At 72.0% G+C, this 19,963-nt stretch carries 16 protein-coding genes, 1 rRNA gene and 2 riboswitches; of the genes, 13 read left to right on the forward strand and 4 right to left on the reverse strand.

Going from position 1 to position 19,963, the window contains the following annotated elements:
• The 12 genes from rrf to ACZ5OX_RS37295 form a co-directional block, all read left to right on the forward strand.
• Positions 1-86: ribosomal RNA gene (gene rrf / locus ACZ5OX_RS37240) — 5S ribosomal RNA — on the forward strand; the annotation flags it as partial.
• Positions 87-185: 99 nt separating this feature from the next.
• Positions 186-806, forward strand: a complete 621-nt coding sequence (locus tag ACZ5OX_RS37245) for a CDP-alcohol phosphatidyltransferase family protein (protein ID WP_465636388.1) — start codon at positions 186-188, stop codon at positions 804-806.
• 124 nt (positions 807-930) lie between these two features.
• Positions 931-3,426, forward strand: a complete 2,496-nt coding sequence (locus tag ACZ5OX_RS37250) for a sugar phosphate nucleotidyltransferase (protein WP_465636390.1) — start codon at positions 931-933, stop codon at positions 3,424-3,426.
• A 273-nt stretch (positions 3,427-3,699) separates the two neighbouring features.
• On the forward strand, positions 3,700-4,719 hold the full coding sequence (locus tag ACZ5OX_RS37255) for a DUF881 domain-containing protein (protein ID WP_465636391.1): 1,020 nt from the start codon (positions 3,700-3,702) through the stop codon (positions 4,717-4,719).
• Positions 4,716-5,048, forward strand: a complete 333-nt coding sequence (locus ACZ5OX_RS37260) for a small basic family protein (protein ID WP_030062488.1) — start codon at positions 4,716-4,718, stop codon at positions 5,046-5,048. Before ACZ5OX_RS37255 ends, ACZ5OX_RS37260 begins: the two co-directional genes overlap by 4 nt.
• Complete coding sequence (locus tag ACZ5OX_RS37265) at positions 5,032-6,279, forward strand: DUF881 domain-containing protein (RefSeq protein WP_465636393.1); 1,248 nt, start codon at positions 5,032-5,034, stop codon at positions 6,277-6,279. Before ACZ5OX_RS37260 ends, ACZ5OX_RS37265 begins: the two co-directional genes overlap by 17 nt.
• Positions 6,280-6,502: 223 nt before the next feature.
• Entirely contained in the window at positions 6,503-7,381 is an 879-nt protein-coding gene (locus ACZ5OX_RS37270) for an FHA domain-containing protein (RefSeq protein WP_449792463.1), read from the forward strand.
• 179 nt (positions 7,382-7,560) lie between these two features.
• Positions 7,561-8,256, forward strand: coding sequence for a transcriptional regulator FtsR (gene ftsR / locus ACZ5OX_RS37275; protein WP_449792470.1), 696 nt, complete (start codon positions 7,561-7,563; stop codon positions 8,254-8,256).
• A 118-nt stretch (positions 8,257-8,374) separates the two neighbouring features.
• Entirely contained in the window at positions 8,375-8,851 is a 477-nt protein-coding gene (locus ACZ5OX_RS37280; RefSeq protein ID WP_030303568.1) for a bifunctional nuclease family protein, read from the forward strand.
• A gap of 223 nt (positions 8,852-9,074) precedes the next feature.
• Positions 9,075-9,719, forward strand: a complete 645-nt coding sequence (locus ACZ5OX_RS37285; RefSeq protein ID WP_465636394.1) for a MerR family transcriptional regulator — start codon at positions 9,075-9,077, stop codon at positions 9,717-9,719.
• A 95-nt stretch (positions 9,720-9,814) separates the two neighbouring features.
• Positions 9,815-10,537 (forward strand): SanA/YdcF family protein, encoded by a 723-nt coding sequence (locus ACZ5OX_RS37290; protein ID WP_465636396.1) that lies wholly within the window; start codon positions 9,815-9,817, stop codon positions 10,535-10,537.
• 86 nt (positions 10,538-10,623) lie between these two features.
• A complete protein-coding gene (locus tag ACZ5OX_RS37295; RefSeq protein ID WP_449792460.1) occupies positions 10,624-12,033 on the forward strand; it encodes a DNA polymerase IV in 1,410 nt (469 codons plus the stop codon).
• Positions 12,034-12,209: 176 nt separating this feature from the next.
• Here ACZ5OX_RS37295 and ACZ5OX_RS37300 read toward each other — a convergent pair whose 3' ends face one another.
• Both ACZ5OX_RS37300 and ACZ5OX_RS37305 read right to left on the reverse strand, forming a co-directional pair.
• Positions 12,210-13,706 (reverse strand): MFS transporter, encoded by a 1,497-nt coding sequence (locus tag ACZ5OX_RS37300; RefSeq protein WP_465636398.1) that lies wholly within the window; start codon positions 13,704-13,706, stop codon positions 12,210-12,212.
• A 161-nt stretch (positions 13,707-13,867) separates the two neighbouring features.
• Complete coding sequence (locus tag ACZ5OX_RS37305; RefSeq protein WP_465636400.1) at positions 13,868-15,013, reverse strand: PRC and DUF2382 domain-containing protein; 1,146 nt, start codon at positions 15,011-15,013, stop codon at positions 13,868-13,870.
• Positions 15,014-15,240: 227 nt separating this feature from the next.
• A riboswitch (glycine riboswitch) is annotated at positions 15,241-15,344 on the forward strand.
• 1 nt (position 15,345) lies between these two features.
• Positions 15,346-15,478: riboswitch (glycine riboswitch) on the forward strand.
• 103 nt (positions 15,479-15,581) lie between these two features.
• On the opposite strand from ACZ5OX_RS37305, the gene gcvP reads away from it, so the two are divergent.
• The gene (gene gcvP / locus ACZ5OX_RS37310) at positions 15,582-18,482 is read left to right on the forward strand and encodes an aminomethyl-transferring glycine dehydrogenase (RefSeq protein ID WP_449792457.1); all 2,901 of its coding nucleotides are present in this window, start codon (positions 15,582-15,584) and stop codon (positions 18,480-18,482) included.
• Positions 18,483-18,608: 126 nt separating this feature from the next.
• Here the strand turns inward: gcvP and ACZ5OX_RS37315 are convergent, their stop codons facing one another.
• Together ACZ5OX_RS37315 and ACZ5OX_RS37320 are read right to left on the reverse strand one after the other, a co-directional pair.
• A complete protein-coding gene (locus ACZ5OX_RS37315; RefSeq protein WP_097235094.1) occupies positions 18,609-18,800 on the reverse strand; it encodes a DUF5999 family protein in 192 nt (63 codons plus the stop codon).
• A gap of 416 nt (positions 18,801-19,216) precedes the next feature.
• Positions 19,217-19,789 (reverse strand): hypothetical protein, encoded by a 573-nt coding sequence (locus ACZ5OX_RS37320; RefSeq protein ID WP_465636403.1) that lies wholly within the window; start codon positions 19,787-19,789, stop codon positions 19,217-19,219.
• Positions 19,790-19,963 lie beyond the last annotated feature (174 nt).

Genomic DNA, 19,963 nt, shown 5'->3' on the forward strand with positions numbered 1-19,963 from the left:
GTTACATTCCGAACCCGGAAGCTAAGCCTTACAGCGCCGATGGTACTGCAGGGGGGACCCTGTGGGAGAGTAGGACGCCGCCGAACAATTCTTCTAGAGAAGCCCCCGCCGGGCGAACCGGTCGGGGGCTTCTCTGTTGTAGGGTCAACATGCAATTGTCGTCACACGGGACAGGAGGCCCCCGGGTGGAGGTCCAGGAGACGCGGGTCCAGACCGATCGCGTCCTCACCATCCCCAACATGCTGAGCATGGGCCGGCTGGTCGGTGTTCCGCTGTTTCTCTGGCTCATCCTGTGGCCGGTCTTCGACGGTCCCAACAACGATGGCTGGGCGCTGCTGATCCTGGCGTTGAGCGGGGTCAGCGACTACCTGGACGGAAAGCTCGCCAGGCGGTGGGGGCAGATCAGCCGGGTGGGGCAGCTGCTCGATCCGCTGGCCGACCGGCTCTATGTGCTCTCCACGCTGGTCGGACTGACCTGGCGTGAGATTCTGCCGTGGTGGCTCACCGCGATCCTGTTGGCCCGTGAGGTATTCATCGCCGCGCTGCTGCCGATTCTGAACCGGCACGGCTACGGCCCGCTCCAGGTGAGTTTCCTGGGGAAGGCCGCGACGTTCAATCTGATGTACGCGTTTCCGCTTCTGCTGCTCGGCAGTGTGGACAGCTGGATCGCGCGGCCGGCCGAGGTGGTGAGCTGGGCGTTCATCTGGTGGGGGACGACGCTGTACTGGTGGGCCGCGATTCTTTACGCGGTTCAGGCGAGGCGGATCGTCCGGGCGAGCGTCGCGGGTTCCGCGTCCGCACTCTGAGACATGATCTGAGAGAAGCCCCACGCCTCATCGGTGCGTCGGACGATGCCTTCCGGGTAGAGAACCTTCTGGAACGCTTTGATGGACCTGCTGGTCCACCACCGCGAAGGAGGACGCACCCGTAATGAAAGCCGTTGTAATGGCAGGGGGCGAGGGCACCCGACTCCGCCCGATGACCTCCAGCATGCCGAAGCCGCTGCTTCCGGTCGCCAACAGGCCGATCATGGAGCACGTGCTTCGGCTGCTGAAGCGGCACGGTCTCTCCGACACCGTCGTCACCGTGCAGTTCCTGGCGTCGCTGGTCAAGAACTATTTCGGCGACGGCGAAGAGCTGGGCATGCATCTGACCTATGCCCACGAGGAGACACCACTGGGCACTGCGGGGAGTGTCAAGAACGCAGAGGACGCGCTCAAGGACGATTCCTTTCTGGTGATCTCCGGTGACGCGCTGACCGACTTCGACCTCTCGGAATTGATCGACTATCACCGCAGCAAGAACGCTCTGGTCACCGTCTGTCTCACGAGGGTGCCGAATCCACTGGAGTTCGGCATCACGATCACGGACGACGAGGGCAGGGTCGAGCGTTTCCTGGAGAAGCCGACCTGGGGGCAGGTTTTTTCCGACACCGTGAACACCGGTATCTACGTGATGGAGCCCGAGGTCTTCGACTACGTCGCGGCGGGTGAGTCCGTCGACTGGTCGAGCGATGTCTTCCCCCAGCTGTTGAAGGAGGGCAAGCGGGTCTACGGCTACGTCGCCGAGGGTTACTGGGAGGACGTGGGCACCCACGAGAGCTACGGCAAGGCCCAGGCGGACGTCCTGGAGGGCAAGGTCGACGTCGAGCTCGACGGGTTCGAGATCTCCCCGGGCGTCTGGGTCGCCGAGGGGGCCGAGGTGGACCCGGAGGCGGTGCTGCGCGGGCCGCTGTACATCGGGGACTACGCCAAGGTCGAGGCCGGCGTGGAGATCCGCGAGCACACCGTGCTGGGCAGCAACGTGGTCGTCAAGCGCGGCGCGTTCCTGCACAAGGCGGTGGTGCACGACAACGTGTACGTCGGGCCGCAGAGCAATCTGCGGGGCTGCGTGGTCGGCAAGAACACCGACGTGATGCGGGCCGCGCGGATCGAGGACGGCGCGGTGATCGGGGACGAGTGCCTGGTCGGCGAGGAGTCGATCATCGGGGCGAACGTCCGGGTCTACCCGTTCAAGACCATCGAGGCCGGCGCCGTCGTCAACACCTCGGTGATCTGGGAGTCGCGCGGCCAGGAGCACCTCTTCGGGGTCCGCGGCGTCTCGGGCGTCCTGAACGTCGAGATCACCCCGGAGCTGGCCGTGCGGCTCGCCGGGGCGTACGCGACGACGCTCAAGAAGGGCGCCACCGTCACCATCGCGCGCGACCACTCGCGTGGCGCGCGTGCGCTCAAACGGGCGATGATCTCGGCGCTCCAGACCTCCGCGATCGACGTCCGCGACCTCGAGAACGTGCCCATGCCGGTGGCCCGGCAGCACACGGCACGGGGGAGCGCGGGCGGGATCTTCCTGCGGACCACGCCCGGTGTGCCGGACTCGCTGGACATCCTCTTCTTCGACGAGCGCGGGGCGGACCTCTCGCAGGCCGGCCAGCGGAAGCTCGACCGGGTCTACGCGCGCCAGGAGTACCGGCGGGCCTTCCCCGGTGAGATCGGGGACCTCACCTTCCCGTCCAGCGTCTTCGACTCCTACGCCGGCAACCTGCTGCGGACGGTGGACACCACCGGGGTCCGGGAGGCCGGGCTGAAGGTGGTCGTGGACACCGCGCACGGCAGCGCGGGCCTCGTTCTGCCGAGCATCCTCGGCCGGCTCGGGGTCGAGGCGCTCACCGTCTCCACCGGGCTGGACGAGGCGCGGCCGACCGAGGACGCGGAGGAGCGCCGGGCCGGCCTGGCCAGGCTCGGCGAGCTGGTCGCCTCCTCGCGGGCGGCCTTCGGGGTGCGGTTCGACCCGGTGGGCGAGCGCGTCGCGTTCGTGGACGAGCTCGGTCGGGTGATCGACGACGACCGGGCGCTGCTGGTGCTGCTGGACCTGGTCGCGGCCGAGCGGCGCAGCGGGCAGGTGGCACTGCCGGTGACCACCACGCGGATCGCCGAGCAGGTCGCCGCGTACCACGGAACCCAGGTCATCTGGACCACGACGACACCGGACGACCTCGCGAAGGCGGCCTCCGCCGAGGGCACGGTGTTCGGCGGGGACGGGCGCGGCGGCTTCGTGGTGCCCGAGTTCAGCGGGGTGCTGGACGGCGCCGCGGCGTTCGTCCGGCTGGTCGGCCTGGTGGCGCGGACCCAGCTCACGCTGAGCCAGATCGACGCGCGGATCCCGCAGGCGCACATCCGTCGCCGGGACATCGCGACGCCGTGGGCGGCCAAGGGCATGGTCATGCGCTCGGTGGTGGAGGCGGCCGGAAGCCGTCGGCTGGACACCACCGACGGCGTCCGGGTGGTCGAGGCGGACGGGCGTTGGACGCTGGTGCTGCCGGACCCGGCCGAGGCGGTCACCCACCTGTGGGCGGAGGGCCCCGACGACGAGGCCACTGAGGCGCTGCTGGACGAGTGGGCGGCCGTGGTCGACGGGGCGGGGCGGTGACGGCCCCGGCCGGGCCGAGGACCTGAGCCGGGCACGGTCGGGAACCGGGCTCGGAACTGCCTCGAACGGCGGGGCGCGCGGTGTGATCCGTGCGCCCCGCTGTCCGTTTTCACATCATTCGGAACAATCCGTCACTTTCCGTCATGTGTGCAGTGTGTGTGCAGCTCAGGGGCCGTGCAATGGCCCTCTCGGCGACGTGGGACGATGGTCTCCATGCCAGCGACGCCGACACCGAGTGCCCCGAACGGACGGTACAACCGTCCGGATGCCTCGATGTCCTTGCTGACCAACGTGATGGATCACAGCCTGGACGAGGGCTACGCGGAAGCGGCCGCCGCCCGCGGCGGTGCCCGCGACAGTCGGATACCCGGCACCTGGCAGGGGCTGCTCACACTGGGCGCCGGACTGTCACTGGTCGGCGCGGTGGTGACGGTGGGCGCGGTGAACGCGCACAAGGCCGAGCCCTCGCTGGCCAAGGAGCGGGACGCGTTGATCCACCGGATCAACGACAGCAACACCTCGGCCGACCGGCTGCAGAAGCAGGTGCAGGAGCTGCGGCTCAAGGTCGACACCACGCAGCAGCAGGCGCTCGCGTCGGGGGCGGGCGATACCGGGGGGACGGCCGAGGCGGTGGGCCTGGGCCAGGTCACCGGGCCGGGCGTGAAGCTCGTCCTGGAGGACGCCGCCGGTACGGGCCTCGGCGGCAACGTCGACCCGCGGGCCGGGCAGGGCTTCTCCAACAGCGGCCGGCTGCGGGACCGTGACCTCCAGCTGGTGGTGAACGGCCTCTGGGGATCCGGGGCCGAGGCGATCGCGATCAACGGCCAGCGGCTGACCGCGCTGTCCGCGATCCGGGCCGCGGGCGAGGCGGTGCTGGTGGACAACCGGCCGCTGGTGCCGCCGTACAACATCCAGGCGATCGGGGACGGCTCGAAGCTCCTCACGGCCTTCGAGAAGGACATGGCCGGGCAGTACCTGCGGCTGCTCCAGGAGCAGTACGGCATCAAGTCGACGCTCTCGGTCCAGAAGAACCTGACGCTGCCGGCCGCGGTCGGGCTCACGCTGCGGACCGCGCAGCCGGTGACGCCCGAGGCGTCGCCCCCGGCGGCGCCGGTCGGTACGCCCTCGGCCGGAGCCGGAACCCAGGAGAGCCCCGGCGCGTCCGTCTCACCATCGGCCTCGCCTTCCGCCTCCGGGTCGCCGGCCGCGTCCGGCGGGACCCCCACCGCCAAACGGCGTCCGACGACCGGAGCCACCAAGACCACGACAGGGACAGGAGCAGCCAGACCGTGATTGCCGTACTGGGTCTTGTGATCGGGGTGGTCGTCGGCCTCTTCGTCCAACCCGAGGTGCCGGACGCCGTCGTGCCCTACCTGCCGATCGCGGTGGTGGCGGCGCTGGACGCCGTGTTCGGCGGCGTCCGGGCGATGCTCGACGGGATCTTCAACGACAAGGTGTTCATCGTCTCGTTCCTGTCGAACGTGGTGGTCGCGGCACTGATCGTCTTCCTCGGCGACCAGCTCGGGGTCGGCTCGCAGCTGTCCACCGGCGTGGTCGTCGTCCTCGGCATCCGCATCTTCTCCAACGCGGCCGCGATCCGGCGCCATGTCTTCCGCGCCTGAGCCGGGCCGCGGGGCGGCGGAGGAGAAGCGGGAGGCGGTGGCGGCGGAGCCGACCGCCGGGAAGCCGCGCGAGGAGTCGGGCGAGAAGCCTGTCGAGCAGGCCGTCGAGAAGTCTGTCGAGAAGGCCGCGAACGGACCCGAGCCGGAGCCGGACGCGCGGTCCGGGTCGGAGGGGGCGGCGGAGGCGGACGAGGCTGTCGGGACGGCCGGGGCGGCCGCCGAGTCCGAGGAGTCAGGGGAGGCGTCGGAGGGGAAGCCCGACGCCGAGGCCGAGCCTGACGCCGGTGCGGGGCCTGAGCCGACGCTGCGGCTCACGAAGCCCACCGAGCCGGCGCCCGAGGCCGAGCCGGACGCCGAGCCCGCGGCGAAGTCCGCGCCGGCACCCGTGCCTGCCGCCGAGCCCGAGCACAAGCCGGAAGCATCGCCGGAGCCGGAGCCGGAGCCGGAGCCGGAGCCGGAGCCGGAGCCGGAAGTGGCAGCCGAGCCCGACCCCGCCGCGGACCGGAACGCCGGCCGACGGCGGCTGAAGGCGGCGATCTGGCCGCCGCGGCTGTCGCGCGGGCAGCTGGTGGTGGCGCTGCTGCTGTTCTCGCTCGGTCTGGGGCTGGCGATCCAGGTGCGGTCGACCAACGACCACCACAGTCAGCTGCGCGGGGCCCGCCAGGAGGACCTGGTGCGGATCCTCGACGAACTGGACAGCCGGCAGCAGCGTCTCCAGCAGGAGAAGGCGGAGCTGGAGCAGTCCCTGGCGAAGTTGGAGAACAGCTCCAACCAGGCCAAGGAGGCCCAGGAGCAGACCAGGAAGAAGATGACGGAGCTCGGTGTGCTCGCCGGCACCGCCAAAGCCACTGGTCCGGGCATCGTACTCACGGTCGATGATCCCCAAGGGCAGGTGAAGGCAGATATGCTGCTGGACACCCTGCAAGAACTTCGAGCGGCGGGGGCGGAGGCGATTCAGATCAACGATGTGCGCGTGGTGGTCAACACCTACTTCACCGACCTGTCGGCCGGTGGGGTGCAGATCGACGGGAAGAAGGTCTCGCAGCCCTACCGCTTCACGGTCGTGGGGAACCCGCAGGACCTGACACCCGCGCTGAACATCCCGGGAGGTGTCGTCCGCACGCTGGAGAGCCACCAGGCGCGGGCGACGATCGCCCAGCAGCAGAAGGTGGTCGTCGACGCCCTCGTGGACCCGAAGTCGCCGCAGTACGCCAAGCCGGCTTCGAAGTGACGGGGCGCCCGACGAACGGCCCGTCAAGGGCGGGCGGCACCCGCTGCGGGGTGCCGCCGTCACATGGGCGAGACTGGTTCGCACCAGTACGCTCCGGAGCAACAACCGCAGCACCAACCGACGAAGTACCACTCCGGCGAGCCGCAAGGATCGGGCTCGCAGCATGTCCGAGGTTCTCACCCTGCCCCGCGGGCGGGTCTGTCACACGCAAGGGGATTCGCCCGTGAGTTTCTTCTCGAAGTTGTTCGGTCGCAACAAGGGCCGTGACGCGGCCGCCGTCGAGGCGCCCACCGCGCGTCACCGCCGGCCGGAGGACGAGCCCGCGGTGCCGGGCATGCGTCCGGCCCCCGAGGCCGCGCCGTACGGCCAGCAGCTCTACCGGGACGGCGGCGCCGCCCAGTTTGCGGCCAATCCGGCGGGCCACGGCGCGTCGGTTGACCCCTCAGGCGAGCCGCGCATAGGTTTCCCGTCAGGACCCTCAACCTCCGGTGGAGGGTTTGCCCCGGATCCGTACGCCGGGCACAACCCGTCAGGTGTGCCCCGCCAGGAGGCTGTGAACATGGCTGGCCCCACTCCGTGCCCCAGGTGCGGCAACCAGAACCCGGCCTCGGCCCGGTTCTGTTCAAACTGTGGCACGGCGCTGCGCGGCGGCCTGCTCCCGGAGGGGGCAGCGGAGACCACGTCGACCATCTCCATCTCCGGCCTGGAGTCGTACGACCCCAGCGCCACGACCGGCACCGGCGCCACGCCGGCCCTGTCGGCCGAGGTGCTGTCGGCGATCGACGCGCTGCCGCCGGGCTCGGCCCTGCTGATCGTGCAGCGCGGCCCGAACTCCGGCAGCCGCTTCCTGCTGGACTCGGACATCACCACGGCGGGTCGTCACCCGCAGGGTGACATCTTCCTGGACGACGTCACGGTCTCGCGCCGGCACGTGGAGTTCCGCCGCACCCCGGCCGGCTTCAGTGTCGCGGACGTGGGCAGCCTCAACGGCACCTACGTGAACCGGGAGCGGATCGACGAGGTGTCGCTGAACAACGGCGACGAGGTGCAGATCGGGAAGTACCGGCTGGTGTTCTTCGCCGGCCACCACCGGGGGTACTGAAAACGACGTCGGCGGGAGCCCGAGTGAATACGAATACCCCTTCCTCTTCTCTCGGGGCGGCCACCCCAACCCCGTCCGGTCCGCAGGCGGACCGCGGCGGGCGCGGGCTGGTCGCGGGCCCGCGGCAGCCGGTCCGGCCCGAACGGCCCGTCGGCCGCCGGCGCGGCGGTGACGAGCTGCTGAGCATCGGCGCGGTGCTGGCCTTCCTGCGCGACGACTTCCCCGAGGTCACCATCTCCAAGATCCGCTTCCTGGAGACGGAGGGACTGGTCGAGCCGCAGCGCACGCCCTCGGGGTACCGCAAGTTCAGCCCGGCCGACGTCGAGCGGCTGGCCTACGTCCTGCGCATGCAGCGGGACCACTACCTGCCGCTGCGGGTGATCCGGGAGCACCTGGACGCCATCGAGCGCGGCGAGAACCCGCCCGCGCTGCCCTCCGCCGCCGACACCCGGCCCGGACCGCTGGAGGAGGCGGACCGGGAGCTGGTGGCCGCCGGCGAGGTGCCCTCCGGCGTCCGGCTGGGGCGCGCCGAGTTGCTGGCGGCGGCCGAGGCCGGGGAGTCGGAGCTGGCGGAGTGGGAGTCCTACGGGCTGGTCGCCCCGGGGCCGGACGGCGGCTACGACGGCGAGGCGCTCCAGGTGGCCCGGTTGGTCGCGGAGCTCGGCCGGTACGGGCTGGAGCCCCGCCACCTGCGGGCCATGAAGGCCGCGGCGGACCGCGAGATCGCGCTGGTGGAGCAGGTGGTGGCGCCGCTGCGCCGGCACCGGAACCCACAGACCAGGGCGCACGCGGAGGCCACCGCCCGGGAGCTCGCGACGCTGTCCGTACGGCTGCACGCGGCGATGGTCCAGGCCGGCCTGCGGGCTCGCGGATAGCGGCTCCCGACGCGGCGGGGCGCGTCCGACCCGTCCTGCGGCACCGGCAGCACCTCGCTGACCAGCGGCGTCGGCTCTGCGCTTTCATATCCGGGAGCGGAGCCATAGGGTTGCCTGTGTGAATGAGCTCGACGTCGTGGGTGTCCGAGTGGAGATGCCTTCCAACCAGCCGATCGTGCTGCTGCGGGAGGTCGGGGGAGATCGCTACCTGCCGATCTGGATCGGCCCCGGCGAGGCGACCGCGATCGCCTTCGCCCAGCAGGGCATGACCCCGGTGCGCCCGCTGACGCACGACCTGTTCAAGGACGTCCTGGAGGCGCTCGGCCAGCAGCTCACCGAGGTCCGGATCACCGACCTGCGGGAGGGCGTGTTCTACGCCGAGCTGGTGTTCGCCGGCGGGGTCGAGGTGAGCGCCCGGCCGTCCGACGCCATAGCGCTGGCGCTGCGCACCGGCACGCCGATCTACGGGAGCGAGGAGGTGCTCGCCGAGGCGGGCATCGCGATCCCGGACGAGCAGGAGGACGAGGTCGAGAAGTTCCGCGAGTTCCTCGACCAGGTCTCGCCCGAGGACTTCGGGGGCAGCGGCCCGCAGTAGCGGGGGCCGGGCGCGCGGCCGTTTGGCCTACCGTTTTGCCAAAAACCGTCCATCTACCCACACTAGGGGCACGAAAAACCACTCTCCTGAGTGATGTGGTTTGTCCGGTCCGGCGTGGCGATCGTTGACGGGTCATAGGGGACTGCCTACCGTCAGGAGTGGCTGTCCGGGTGGCCGATGCCCGTAGTCGGGTTGCCCGCAGCACAAGTGGACGGAGGCAGGCATGAGCAGCACCGGCGATGACGCGGCCGTGGGAGGCCGGTGCGCCGTGCACATGCCGCGCACCGCTCGCACCGTCACGGATCTCCCCCGGATGGGCAGGTTCCCGGCCGTACAACCGGGCCAGCCGAGCATCGAACGGCTGGCGCCGACGTCCGAGCTGCTCGGCTTCCGCGGCCCGACGGCCTGCGCGGCGGCCGGCATCACCTACCGCCAGCTGGACTACTGGGCCCGCACCGGACTGCTGGAGCCCAGCGTCCGCACGGCGTACCCGTCGACCAGCCAGCGGCTCTACAGCTTCCGCGACATCCTGCTGCTGAAGATCGTGAAGCGGCTGCTCGACGCGGGTGTCTCGCTGCAGAACATCCGGGTGGCGGTCGCCCACCTGCAGGCCGCCGCCCAGGGCGACCTGGCCGGGATGACGCTGATGTGCGACGGCGCGACGGTGTACGAGTGCACCACGCCGCAGCAGGTGGTGGACCTGCTGAAGGGCGGTCAGGGGATCTTCGGCATCGCGGTCGGAGCGGTCTGGCAGGAGCTGGAGCTCACCCTCGGGAGGCTGCACGCGGAGCGCACCGACACCGGCGAGACGCTGGTCGGGCACGACCCGGCCGACGAGTTGGCGCAGCGGCGCAACCGGGCGGTCTGAGCAGGAGTTCGACGGGGCCGCGGGCCCGGACGGGGAACCGTTCGGACCCGCGGCCCCGTCGTGTTCCCTGAACTGGCGTGATCGAGGGAGGGCACGTGGGAGACGGCACCGGGATATCGGGGCTGCTGCGGCGCAGGGCCGGGCTGCTGGGGGCGCGGCTGCGGCAGCGGCGGACGCAGCGCAGGGTGTTCCAGCTCGGGACGGTGCTCTGCTCGCTGGCGCTGGCGCCGAGCGCCTGGGTGTGGTTCTCCGCGGGTGACCGGGTGGGCACGGTGGAGAGCGCGCCCGCGGCGCCGGTCGCGGTGGTGTTCGGTGCCGGGCTGGACGAGGGGAAGCCCTCGCCGTACCTGGAGCACCGGCTGGTCGCGGCGCTGGACCTGTACCGGGAGGGGAAGGTGCAGGCGATCCTGGTGACCGGGGACAACGGGCGGGTCGAGTACGACGAGCCCGACGCGATGTACACGTACCTGACCCAGCACGGGGTGCCCGAGGACCGGGTGGTCCGGGACTACGCCGGCTTCGACACCTGGGACTCCTGCACCCGGGCGCGCCGGATCTTCGGGGTGGACCACGCGGTGCTGGTCAGCCAGGACTTCCACGTCCGCAGGGCGCTGGCGCTGTGCGAGGCGGCGGGCATCCGCTCGTACGCGGTCGGGGTGCCGGAGTGGCACGACGCGACCTGGCTGTACGGCGGGCTGCGGGAGGTCGCCGGGGCGGGCAAGGCGGCGGCCAACGCCTGGCTGCGGCCGGACCCGTTGTTCCTCGGGCCCAAGGAGGACGGCATTCCGAAGGCGCTGGCGGAGGCGGCGGGGAAGTAGCGCCCGTCCCGTGCCGCCGGTGGCCCGTCGCGGGCCGTCCGGCCCGGGTCGTACGCACTGTCGGACCCGTACGCGATGATCGGCGGGTGCGATCTCTGCCGAGCATCATCCACCTCGACATGGACGCCTTCTTCGCGGCGGTGGAGCAGGCGGCCAAGCCGAGCCTGCGCGGCAAGCCGGTGGTCGTCGGCGGGCTCGGCGGGCGCGGGGTGGTCTCCACGGCCTCGTACGAGGCGCGGAGGTTCGGGGTGCACTCGGCGATGCCGATGGCGCAGGCGCGCCGGCTCTGCCCCAACGCCGCCTTCCTGTCGGGTCGGTTCGAGGCCTACCGGCAGAACAGCGAGATCGTGATGGGGCTGCTGCGGCAGCTGTCCCCGCTGGTGCAGCCGCTGAGCCTGGACGAGGCCTTCGTGGACCTGGAGGCAGGTGCGTACGGCCCCGCGCTGCTGGAGGCGGACCACGAGACCGGCGAGCGGCTGGTCCTGGCGCTGGCCGAGGACCTGCGGGCGGACATCCGGCGGCTGACCGGGCTGACCGGCTCGGTCGGGGCGGCCGGGTCCAAGCTGATGGCCAAGATCGCCTCCGAGCGGGCCAAGCCGGACGGGTTGGTCATGATCGAGCCCGGGCAGGAGCGGGCCGTGCTGGGGCCGATGCCGGTGCGGGCGCTGCCCGGGATCGGGCCGGCCACCGAGCAGGTGCTGCGCCGGGCCGGGCTGAACACGGTGGCCGACCTCGCGGAGGCGGGGGAGGCGGAGCTGGTGCAGCTGGTCGGACGGGCGCACGGGGCCGGGATCTTCCAGATGTCCACAGGCGTGGACGACCGGCCGGTGATCGCCGACCAGGACGCCAAGTCGGTGTCGGTGGAGGACACCTACGAGGTCGACCTGGCCGACCGGGAGCGGGTGCTGCGCGAGGTCGAGGCGCTGGCCGGCCGGTGCGTGCGGCGGCTGCGGGCGGCCGGGCGCTCGGGGCGGACGGTGGTGCTCAAGGTCCGGCGGTTCGACTTCTCGACGCTGACCCGCTCGGAGACGCTCGGCGGGCCCACCGACGACGAGGCGGTGATCACCGCGACCGCGCGCCGGCTGGCCGAGCAGGTGGACATCACCGGCGGGGTCCGGCTGCTCGGCGTGGGCGTCGCCCAACTCGCCGACTACACCCAGGAGGACCTGTTCGCGCAGGCGCTGCGGGAGGAGGCCGCCGAGCACGCCGAGGTGGCGGCCGCGGCGCAGCAGGCCGAGGAGGAGCCCGAGGTCGTCGTGGTGCGGCGCTGGATGCCCGGACAGGACGTCCGGCACGAGGAGTTCGGGCCGGGCTGGGTGCAGGGCAGTGGCGTCGGGCGGGTCACCGTGCGGTTCGAGACGCCGTGGAGCGGGCCGGGGCGGGTGCGGACCTTCGCGGTGGACGACCCGGCGCTCGAACCCTCCCGGCCGCTGCCGCTGCGCCGGGAGGAGGGCGGGGACGAGGGCGGGGACGGCGCGTCGGACGGGGGCGGCTGAGCTGACGGGAGGCGGGCCCGCGGAGCGGGCCCGGAACGCGAAGCGGCCCCACCCGGTGGGGGAGTACCGGGTGGGGCCGATCACCGTGCCGGACCCCGTACGTTCGTGATGCCCTCGCGACGTACGGGGACCGGGGCCCCGCGCCCTGTCCCTGGGCGCGGGGGCCGGACGCCTCGTCAGGCGTCGGTCTTGACCAGCGCGGGGCTGGAGTCCTGCTGGGCCGAGCCGCCGAGGGCGGTCGGGGTGGCGGCCGACTTGGCGCCGCGGATCAGGAAGGGGACGACGCCGGCGACGATGCAGACGACGGCCGCGGTCCAGAACGCGTGCTTGTAGGCGTCCAGGGTGGGCAGGGAGAGCGGGATCTGCGGCGGCAGCTTCATGGTGTCGCCGGTCAGGATGGCGGCCATGACGGCGGTGCCGATCGCGCCGCCGACCGTGCGCAGCACGGAGTTCATGCCGTTGGCGATGCCGCTCTGCTCGGCCGGGACGGCGCCGTTGATGTAGGCCGGCATCGCGGCGAAGGCGAGGCCGACGCCGAGACCGAAGATCGCCGAGGCGGTGTAGATGTCGCCCTCGCGGCCGTGGCGCACGGCGAGGTAGGCCATCGCGACGGCGCCGAGGACGCCACCGAGGACCAGCGGCAGGCGCGGGCCGCGACGGGCGATCAGCAGGGCGCCGACCGGGGCGGCGACCATCGAGCCGATCGCGGACGGCAGCAGCATGATGCCGGCGTGCAGCACGGTGGCGGTGAAGCCGTAGTGGGTCAGCTTCTCCGGGGTCTGGGCGAAGTTGCTGATGACCATGAAGGAGCCGTACATGCCGAAGCCGATGAGCAGGCCGGCCACGTTGGTGAAGGCGACGGCCGGACGGGCCATCATCTTCATGTCCACCAGGGGGTGCGCGACCTTGGTCTCGATGATCCCCCAGACCAGGGCGACCACGGCGGCGACGGCGAAGAGGCCGAGCGTCTTGTTGGAGGTCCAGCCCCAGTGGTTGCCCTGGCTGACCGCGACCAGCAGCGCGGAGAGCCAGCCGGCCAGGGTGAGGGCGCCCAGCGGGTCGGCGCCGCCCTCCTTGTCGGTGACCGGGTCGGTCGGCACGCGGAAGGCGACCAGGGCGACGGCGATCAGGCCGAAGACCAGGCCCATCCAGAAGATCGACTTGTAGTCCCAGTGCTCCAGCAGGAGACCGGTGGCGACCAGGCCGAGGCCGGAGCCGACGCCCATCGAGGCGCTGATGGCGGCGACGCCGCCGGTCACCTTCTGCTTGGGCAGCTCGTCACGGACGATGCTGATCGCCAGCGGCAGGACACCGCCGCCGGCGCCCTGGAGGACACGGGCGACGACCAGCCAGGTGAAGGAGTGGGTGCTGACCGCCAGCGCCGAACCGGCGACCAGGCCGGCCAGCGAGATCAGCAGCATCGGCTTACGGCCCCGGAGGTCGCCGAAACGGCCCAGGAGGGGAGTCAGCACGGCTGCGGAGAGCAGGTTGGCGGTCATCAGCCAGGTGATGCTGGAGGCGGAGACGCTCAGTTCCTTGGCCAGCGAGGGCAGGATCGGGACGACCGCGGTCTGCACCACGCTGAACGACAGCATCGCCAGGATGAGGGCCGGCAGGACCCGGGCGCTGCTCTGCTTCTCGGCCGCGGTGGTGGGCTGTGGTGCCTCACTCACGGTTGCTTCCTCCCGTACATAGTGAATGAACTGAAGTAATCGTGCAGGGAGATACTTCAGAGTGTCAAATATCGAGCGGTTAAGCTTTGGCAAAGTCGAAGGGTCGGGTACGCGACAAGGGCCCCGGAACGGTGTCCGGGGCCCCTTGCTGGTGGGGGCTATCAGGCGAGCGGGCGTGCTGGGGCCGGGCGGGGGGTGTCGGGAGTGAAGGTGGACGGCGGGGTGCGGGGGGTCGTGGTGTCGTGGACCTCGACGTGCTCGCGACGGAGTTCCTCCCGGATCACCTCCTCGGTCGTGTATCGCTCGACGACCAGGCGGATCCGCTCGACGGGCGCGAGGTACTTGCGGGTCACCACGCGTTCCTCACGGAGAGTGACCTCCTCGACGGCCTCGGCGATCTCCTTGTCGGTGAGCGTGGCGCGCTCGGCCTCGCTGATCGGCGTCCGCTCGACCCGGACGCGCTCGCGGACCACCGGAACGCGGCGCTCGACCTGTTCGGTCGTCACGTACTTGCGCAGCTTCGCGGTGCCGACGACGCGCCACTCGGTGGTGACGTCCAGCCGCTCCTCGCGGCAGGTGATCTCGACCGGGCTGCTCGGGGCGGCCGTGGGGGTGCCCGAGTGCGCGGTGGCGGTCCTGGTGGCCGCCGCCGGGGCGGGCGTGGGGGCGGGCTGCGACTGCTTCGGTTCCATGGCGGGTGCGGTGGGGGCGGGCGCCGCCGCCGGCGGGGTGGTTGCCGCAGGGGTGCCGGGGATCCGGGTGTCGGCCTCCGGGGCGGTCCTGGTGCTGTCGGGGGTGACGGGCGCGGCGGCGGCAGCGGCAGCGGGGGTCCTTGCCGGGGCGTGCTCGGGGGAGCGCTCGGGGCTGTGGAAGGTGAGCGGCTTGGCGGGGGCCGCGGCGGTCGTCGTGGCGGCGGCAGTGGCCGCCGTGGTGCCGAAGTCGAGGTCGGGCTGCTTGGTCCGGTTCCCGTTCTCGCCGTTCGGACGGCTGTCCATCGGGGTGTCGAGCCCGTAGTAGCGGTAGAGCTGTAGCTCCTGGGCGGGGGACAGGTGCTGGCCGACGCCGAAGTCCGGTGACTCCTTCACCAGCGACTTGTCGTACGGCACCCGCAGTTCGTCGCCCGCGAACTCGCTGGTGGTCAGTGGGACGAAGGCGTCCCGGCCGAAGATGCCGGTCCGGATCGCGGCCCACTCGGGCCGGCCGGTGGCGTCGTCCAGGTAGACCTCGTCGACCGTGCCGATCTTGTCTCCGTTGCGGTCGACGGCCTTGTGACCGATGAGGTCCCGGGGGTCGATGTCGGTCTGCACTTCTTTCCTCCCGCGTGCGCTGGGCCTGCGGAACTCCCGCAGCAGGGCGGCCGGAGCACCCGTCCTGTCCGCCACTTCACACCAAATGCCATGAATCGGACGGGCGCGAGCGGGGTGCGCCGGACGGGGTCGCGCGATCGACCGTCCGGGGGACGCGCGTAGACCTCGAGTGACCCGACGCACCCGTGATCGGGCGGCCTCCCGCTGGTACCCTGGGCGGCGACCGCAGAGCCCGCTCGGGAGAGTCTCCGACAACGAAAACCGCTGGTCGGGGCGCCGAAGGAGCAACTCCTCCCCGGAATCTCTCAGGCATCCGTACCGTGTGGGGTAGGTCACTCTGGAAAGCAGGGCAGGAACGTCGGCACGGAAGCCGGCGATCACCACCCTCACCGACGGTGCAAGCCGGCGGAGCGCCCACAGCGCCCCGTGCGGGTGAAGCTCTCAGGTCCCGATGACAGAGGGGGAGGCCTGTCGGGTCCGCCCGCCCAGGCTTGTCCGCCGCCCGCAGCGGCGAGGCCGGCCGGCGTGCGTACCCCCGCCGGTCCGTGACCAGGAGGCCTCGACCACCATGAACGCCCAGCCGAACGCGGGACGCCCCACCGGCGCCTCGACCCTCACCGAGCTTGAGCTGGCCAGTCCCTTCGAGAACCGCCACATCGGCCCCGACGCCGCCGCGCAGGAGAAGATGCTGGCGTCCGTCGGCTACGGCTCGCTGGACGAGCTCGCCGCCACCGCGGTGCCCGAGGCGATCCGTTCCATCACCGCCCTGGACCTGCCCGCGGGCCGGACCGAGGCCCAGGTCCTCGCCGAGCTGCGCGAGCTGGCCGGCCGCAACCAGGTGCTCCAGCCGATGATCGGCCTGGGCTACTACGGCACCTTCACCCCGCCGGTGATCCTGCGCAACGTCATGGAGAACCCGGCCTGGTACACCGCCTACACCCCGTACCAGCCGGAGATCTCGCAGGGCCGCCTGGAGGCGCTGCTCAACTTCCAGACCCTGGTCTCCGACCTGACCGGCCTGTCGACCTCCGGCGCCTCGCTGCTGGACGAGGGCACCGCGGCCGCCGAGGCGATGGCGCTCGCCCGCCGCGTCACCAAGGTCAAGGGCGGTGTCTTCCTGGTCGACGCCGAGACCCTGCCGCAGACCCTCGCGGTGATCAACACCCGCGCCGTGCCGACCGGTGTCGAGGTCGTCGTCGCCGACCTGTCCGAGGGCATCCCCGCCGAGATCGCCGAGCGCGGCGTCTTCGGCGTGCTGCTCCAGTACCCGGGTGCCACCGGTGTGGTCCGCGACCTCGCCCCGGTGATCGAGCAGGCGCACGGCCTGGGCGCGATCGTCGCCGTCGCCGCCGACCTGCTGGCGCTGACCCTGCTCAAGTCCCCGGGCTCGCTGGGCGCCGACATCGCCTGCGGCACCACTCAGCGCTTCGGCGTGCCGATGGGCTTCGGTGGCCCGCACGCCGGCTACCTGTCGGTGCGTACCGAGTACGCCCGCTCGCTGCCCGGCCGCCTGGTCGGCGTCTCCGTCGACGCCGACGGCAACCGCGCCTACCGCCTGGCGCTGCAGACCCGCGAGCAGCACATCCGCCGCGAGAAGGCCACCAGCAACATCTGCACCGCCCAGGTGCTGCTCGCCGTGATGGCCTCGATGTACGCCGTCTACCACGGCCCGGACGGCCTGGCCGACATCGCCCGCCGCACCCACCGCTACGCCGCCGCCCTCGCCGAGGGCCTGCGGGCCGGCGGCGTCGAGCTGCTGCACGGCGAGTTCTTCGACACCGTCACCGCCGTCGTCCCGGGCCGCGCCGCCGAGATCGCCGCCGCCGCCCGCGCCAACGGCATCAACGTGTACCAGGACGGCGAGGACCGGATCTCCGTCTCCACCGACGAGACCACCACCCGCGAGCACCTGGCCGGCGTCTGGGCCGCGTTCGGCGTTCCCGCCGGCGAGGTCGCCGAGGGCGCCGAGACGCTGCCCGCCGCGCTGCTGCGCGAGGACGAGTACCTGACCCACCCGGTCTTCCACAGCCACCGCTCGGAGACCGCCATGCTGCGCTACCTGCGCCGCCTGTCGGACCGGGACTACGCGCTGGACCGCGGCATGATCCCGCTGGGCTCCTGCACCATGAAGCTCAACGCGACCACCGAGATGGAGGCGGTGACCTGGCCGGAGTTCGGCCAGCTGCACCCCTTCGCGCCGATCGACCAGGCCCAGGGCTTCCTGACCCTGATCCGCCAGCTGGAGCAGCAGCTGGTCGAGGTGACCGGCTACGACGCCGTGTCGATCCAGCCGAACGCGGGTTCCCAGGGCGAGTTCGCCGGTCTGCTGGCCGTGCGCGCCTACCACCACGCCAACGGCGACACCCAGCGCGACGTCTGCCTGATCCCGTCCTCGGCGCACGGCACCAACGCGGCCTCCGCGGTGATGGCCGGCATGCGCGTGGTCGTGGTGAAGACCCTGGCCGACGGCGACGTGGACGTCGAGGACCTGAAGGCCAAGATCGAGCAGCACCGCGACAACCTCGCCGTGCTGATGGTCACCTACCCGTCCACCCACGGCGTGTACGAGACCCAGATCACCGACATCTGCGCCCTGGTGCACGAGGCCGGCGGCCAGGTCTACGTGGACGGCGCCAACCTGAACGCCCTGGTCGGCCTGGCCAAGCCGGGCAAGTTCGGCGCGGACGTCTCGCACCTGAACCTGCACAAGACCTTCTGCATCCCGCACGGCGGCGGCGGCCCGGGCGTCGGCCCGGTCGCGGTGCGCGCCCACCTGGCGCCGTACCTGCCGAACCACCCGCTGCAGGCGGAGGCCGGCCCGGCCACCGGCGTCGGCCCGGTCTCGGCCGCGCCGTGGGGCTCGGCGGCCATCTTGCCGATCTCCTGGGCGTACGTCCGGCTGATGGGCGGCGAGGGCCTCAAGCACGCGACCCAGGTCGCGGTGCTGAACGCCAACTACATCGCCAAGCGTCTGGCGCCGCACTTCCCGGTGCTCTACACCGGTCCGGGCGGGCTGGTCGCGCACGAGTGCATCATCGACCTGCGTCCGCTGACCAAGGAGACGGGCGTGACGGTGGACGACATCGCCAAGCGCCTGATCGACTACGGCTTCCACGCGCCGACGATGTCCTTCCCGGTGGCCGGCACGCTGATGATCGAGCCGACCGAGTCCGAGGACCTGCACGAGATCGACCGGTTCTGCGACGCGATGATCACCATCCGCGCCGAGATCGACAAGGTCGGCTCGGGCGAGTGGGCGGCCGACGACAACCCGCTGCGCAACGCGCCGCACACCGCCGCCACGCTGGCCGGCGACTGGGCGCACGGCTACTCGCGGCAGGAGGCCGTCTTCCCGGCGGGCGTGAACCCGGCGGACAAGTACTGGCCGCCGGTCAGCCGGATCGACGGCGCGTACGGCGACCGCAACCTGGTCTGCTCCTGCCCGCCGCTGGACGAGTACGGCGTCTGACCGGACCGGGCCCGCGGGCCCGGATCGGACGGCAGGGCCCCGGCGGAGTCTTCCGCCGGGGCCCTGCCCGTTTCGCCGGCCGAGTCGGCGGCTGCCCCCGCCGGCCGGACCGGCCGGACCGTTCGGTCAGGCCGCGTGGGCGACGGGACGGCGCGGGGCGATCACCCGGCCGTCGGGCAGCAGTTCTCCGGTGTCCTCGAACAGGACGACGCCGTTGCAGAGCAGGCTCCAGCCCTGCTCCGGGTGGCGGGCCACCGAGACGGCCGCCTCGCGGTCCTCGGACTCGGCCGACGGGCACTCAGGACGGTGCTGGCACATACGCGTACCCTCGCTTCGCTCTGCGATCCTCCCCGTGGTGCGGTCGCCGGAGGTGGTGCCGTCCGGGACCGCCGCGGTGGTCGGATCCTGTCCGCACGCCGGCCAAGTGTGGACCGGCGCTCAAGTGGGTAGGACAGGGGGTCCTTCCACGCTGGTTCCCAGTGTCGGCATCCTGGGACCCGCGCGCAGGGATTTCGTGACATGCGCCACAACTCCCGGGTAGAGATCACCCGTTCAGGTGGGACCGACGGGAAAGAGCACACCGGTGGGTCAGCCGGGGCATGACCCGATGGGGCCATGCCGGATGGTCCGGACGGGTGATCGCCGTTCGGGTGAGGGTCCGCGGGCGCACGGGCGCGGGCACGGGTGGCGGCCGCCGGGCGCGTGGGCCCGGCGGCCCGTGGGGCACCGGCCGGTCAGGAGGAGCCGAGCAGCAGCGGCCTGGCGAGCGGGGTGCGGGCGAGCAGCGGCAGCAGTTCGGCGGCCGGGCAGGCGCGGTGCGCGGTGACGCCGAGCGGGGCCGGGGCGAGGGGGATCAGCAGATCGGCGGCCGGGTCGCCGTCGGGACTGTGCAGCCAGAGCGCCGTGGCGTACTGGCCGGGGAAGGTCAGCAGCCGGGGCTGCCGGCGGGTCCGGGAGTTCTGGGCGAGCTGCCAGGCCTCGCGCAGTGCCCGGACCGTCGAGTCGAGGTAGGGGCCCGCGGTGAAGTGGGAGAAGCTGTGGCCCTCGGCGCTCTGCACCACCTCGGCGGCGGCGGCCACCTCGGGCCCGTCCTTGATCAGGAAGCGCCAGCCGGTGCGGCGGGCGGCCGGGAGCTCCGGGCGCGGGCCGTTCAGGACGTGCACCGCGAGCGGGTGGGCGGGGAGCAGTGGGCCGGTCGGATGGCGCAGTGCTGCGGCGGCGGGCTGGCGCAGCGCGGTCTCCGAGTCGAGCGCGCCCAGGACCGCGCGCAGCGCGCTCGGCGGGGGCTGGGGGGTTTGCAGAGTCATGGCGGGTCCGCCTCTCCAAGCGAGATCGGCGTGCGAGTGCGTCATACCGGCGTGGCGAGGCGACGCGTCTTCGGTGACGGGGCCCGGCCGTGTCCGGTTGTGCAGGATCGCGGAGCCGGCACGGTCGCCGCCGTCGACGAGGGCTTCTGGGCGGGGCGGACCGGCCGGAGCGCT

It is taken from the genome of Kitasatospora sp. NPDC032121 (genome assembly GCF_055580145.1).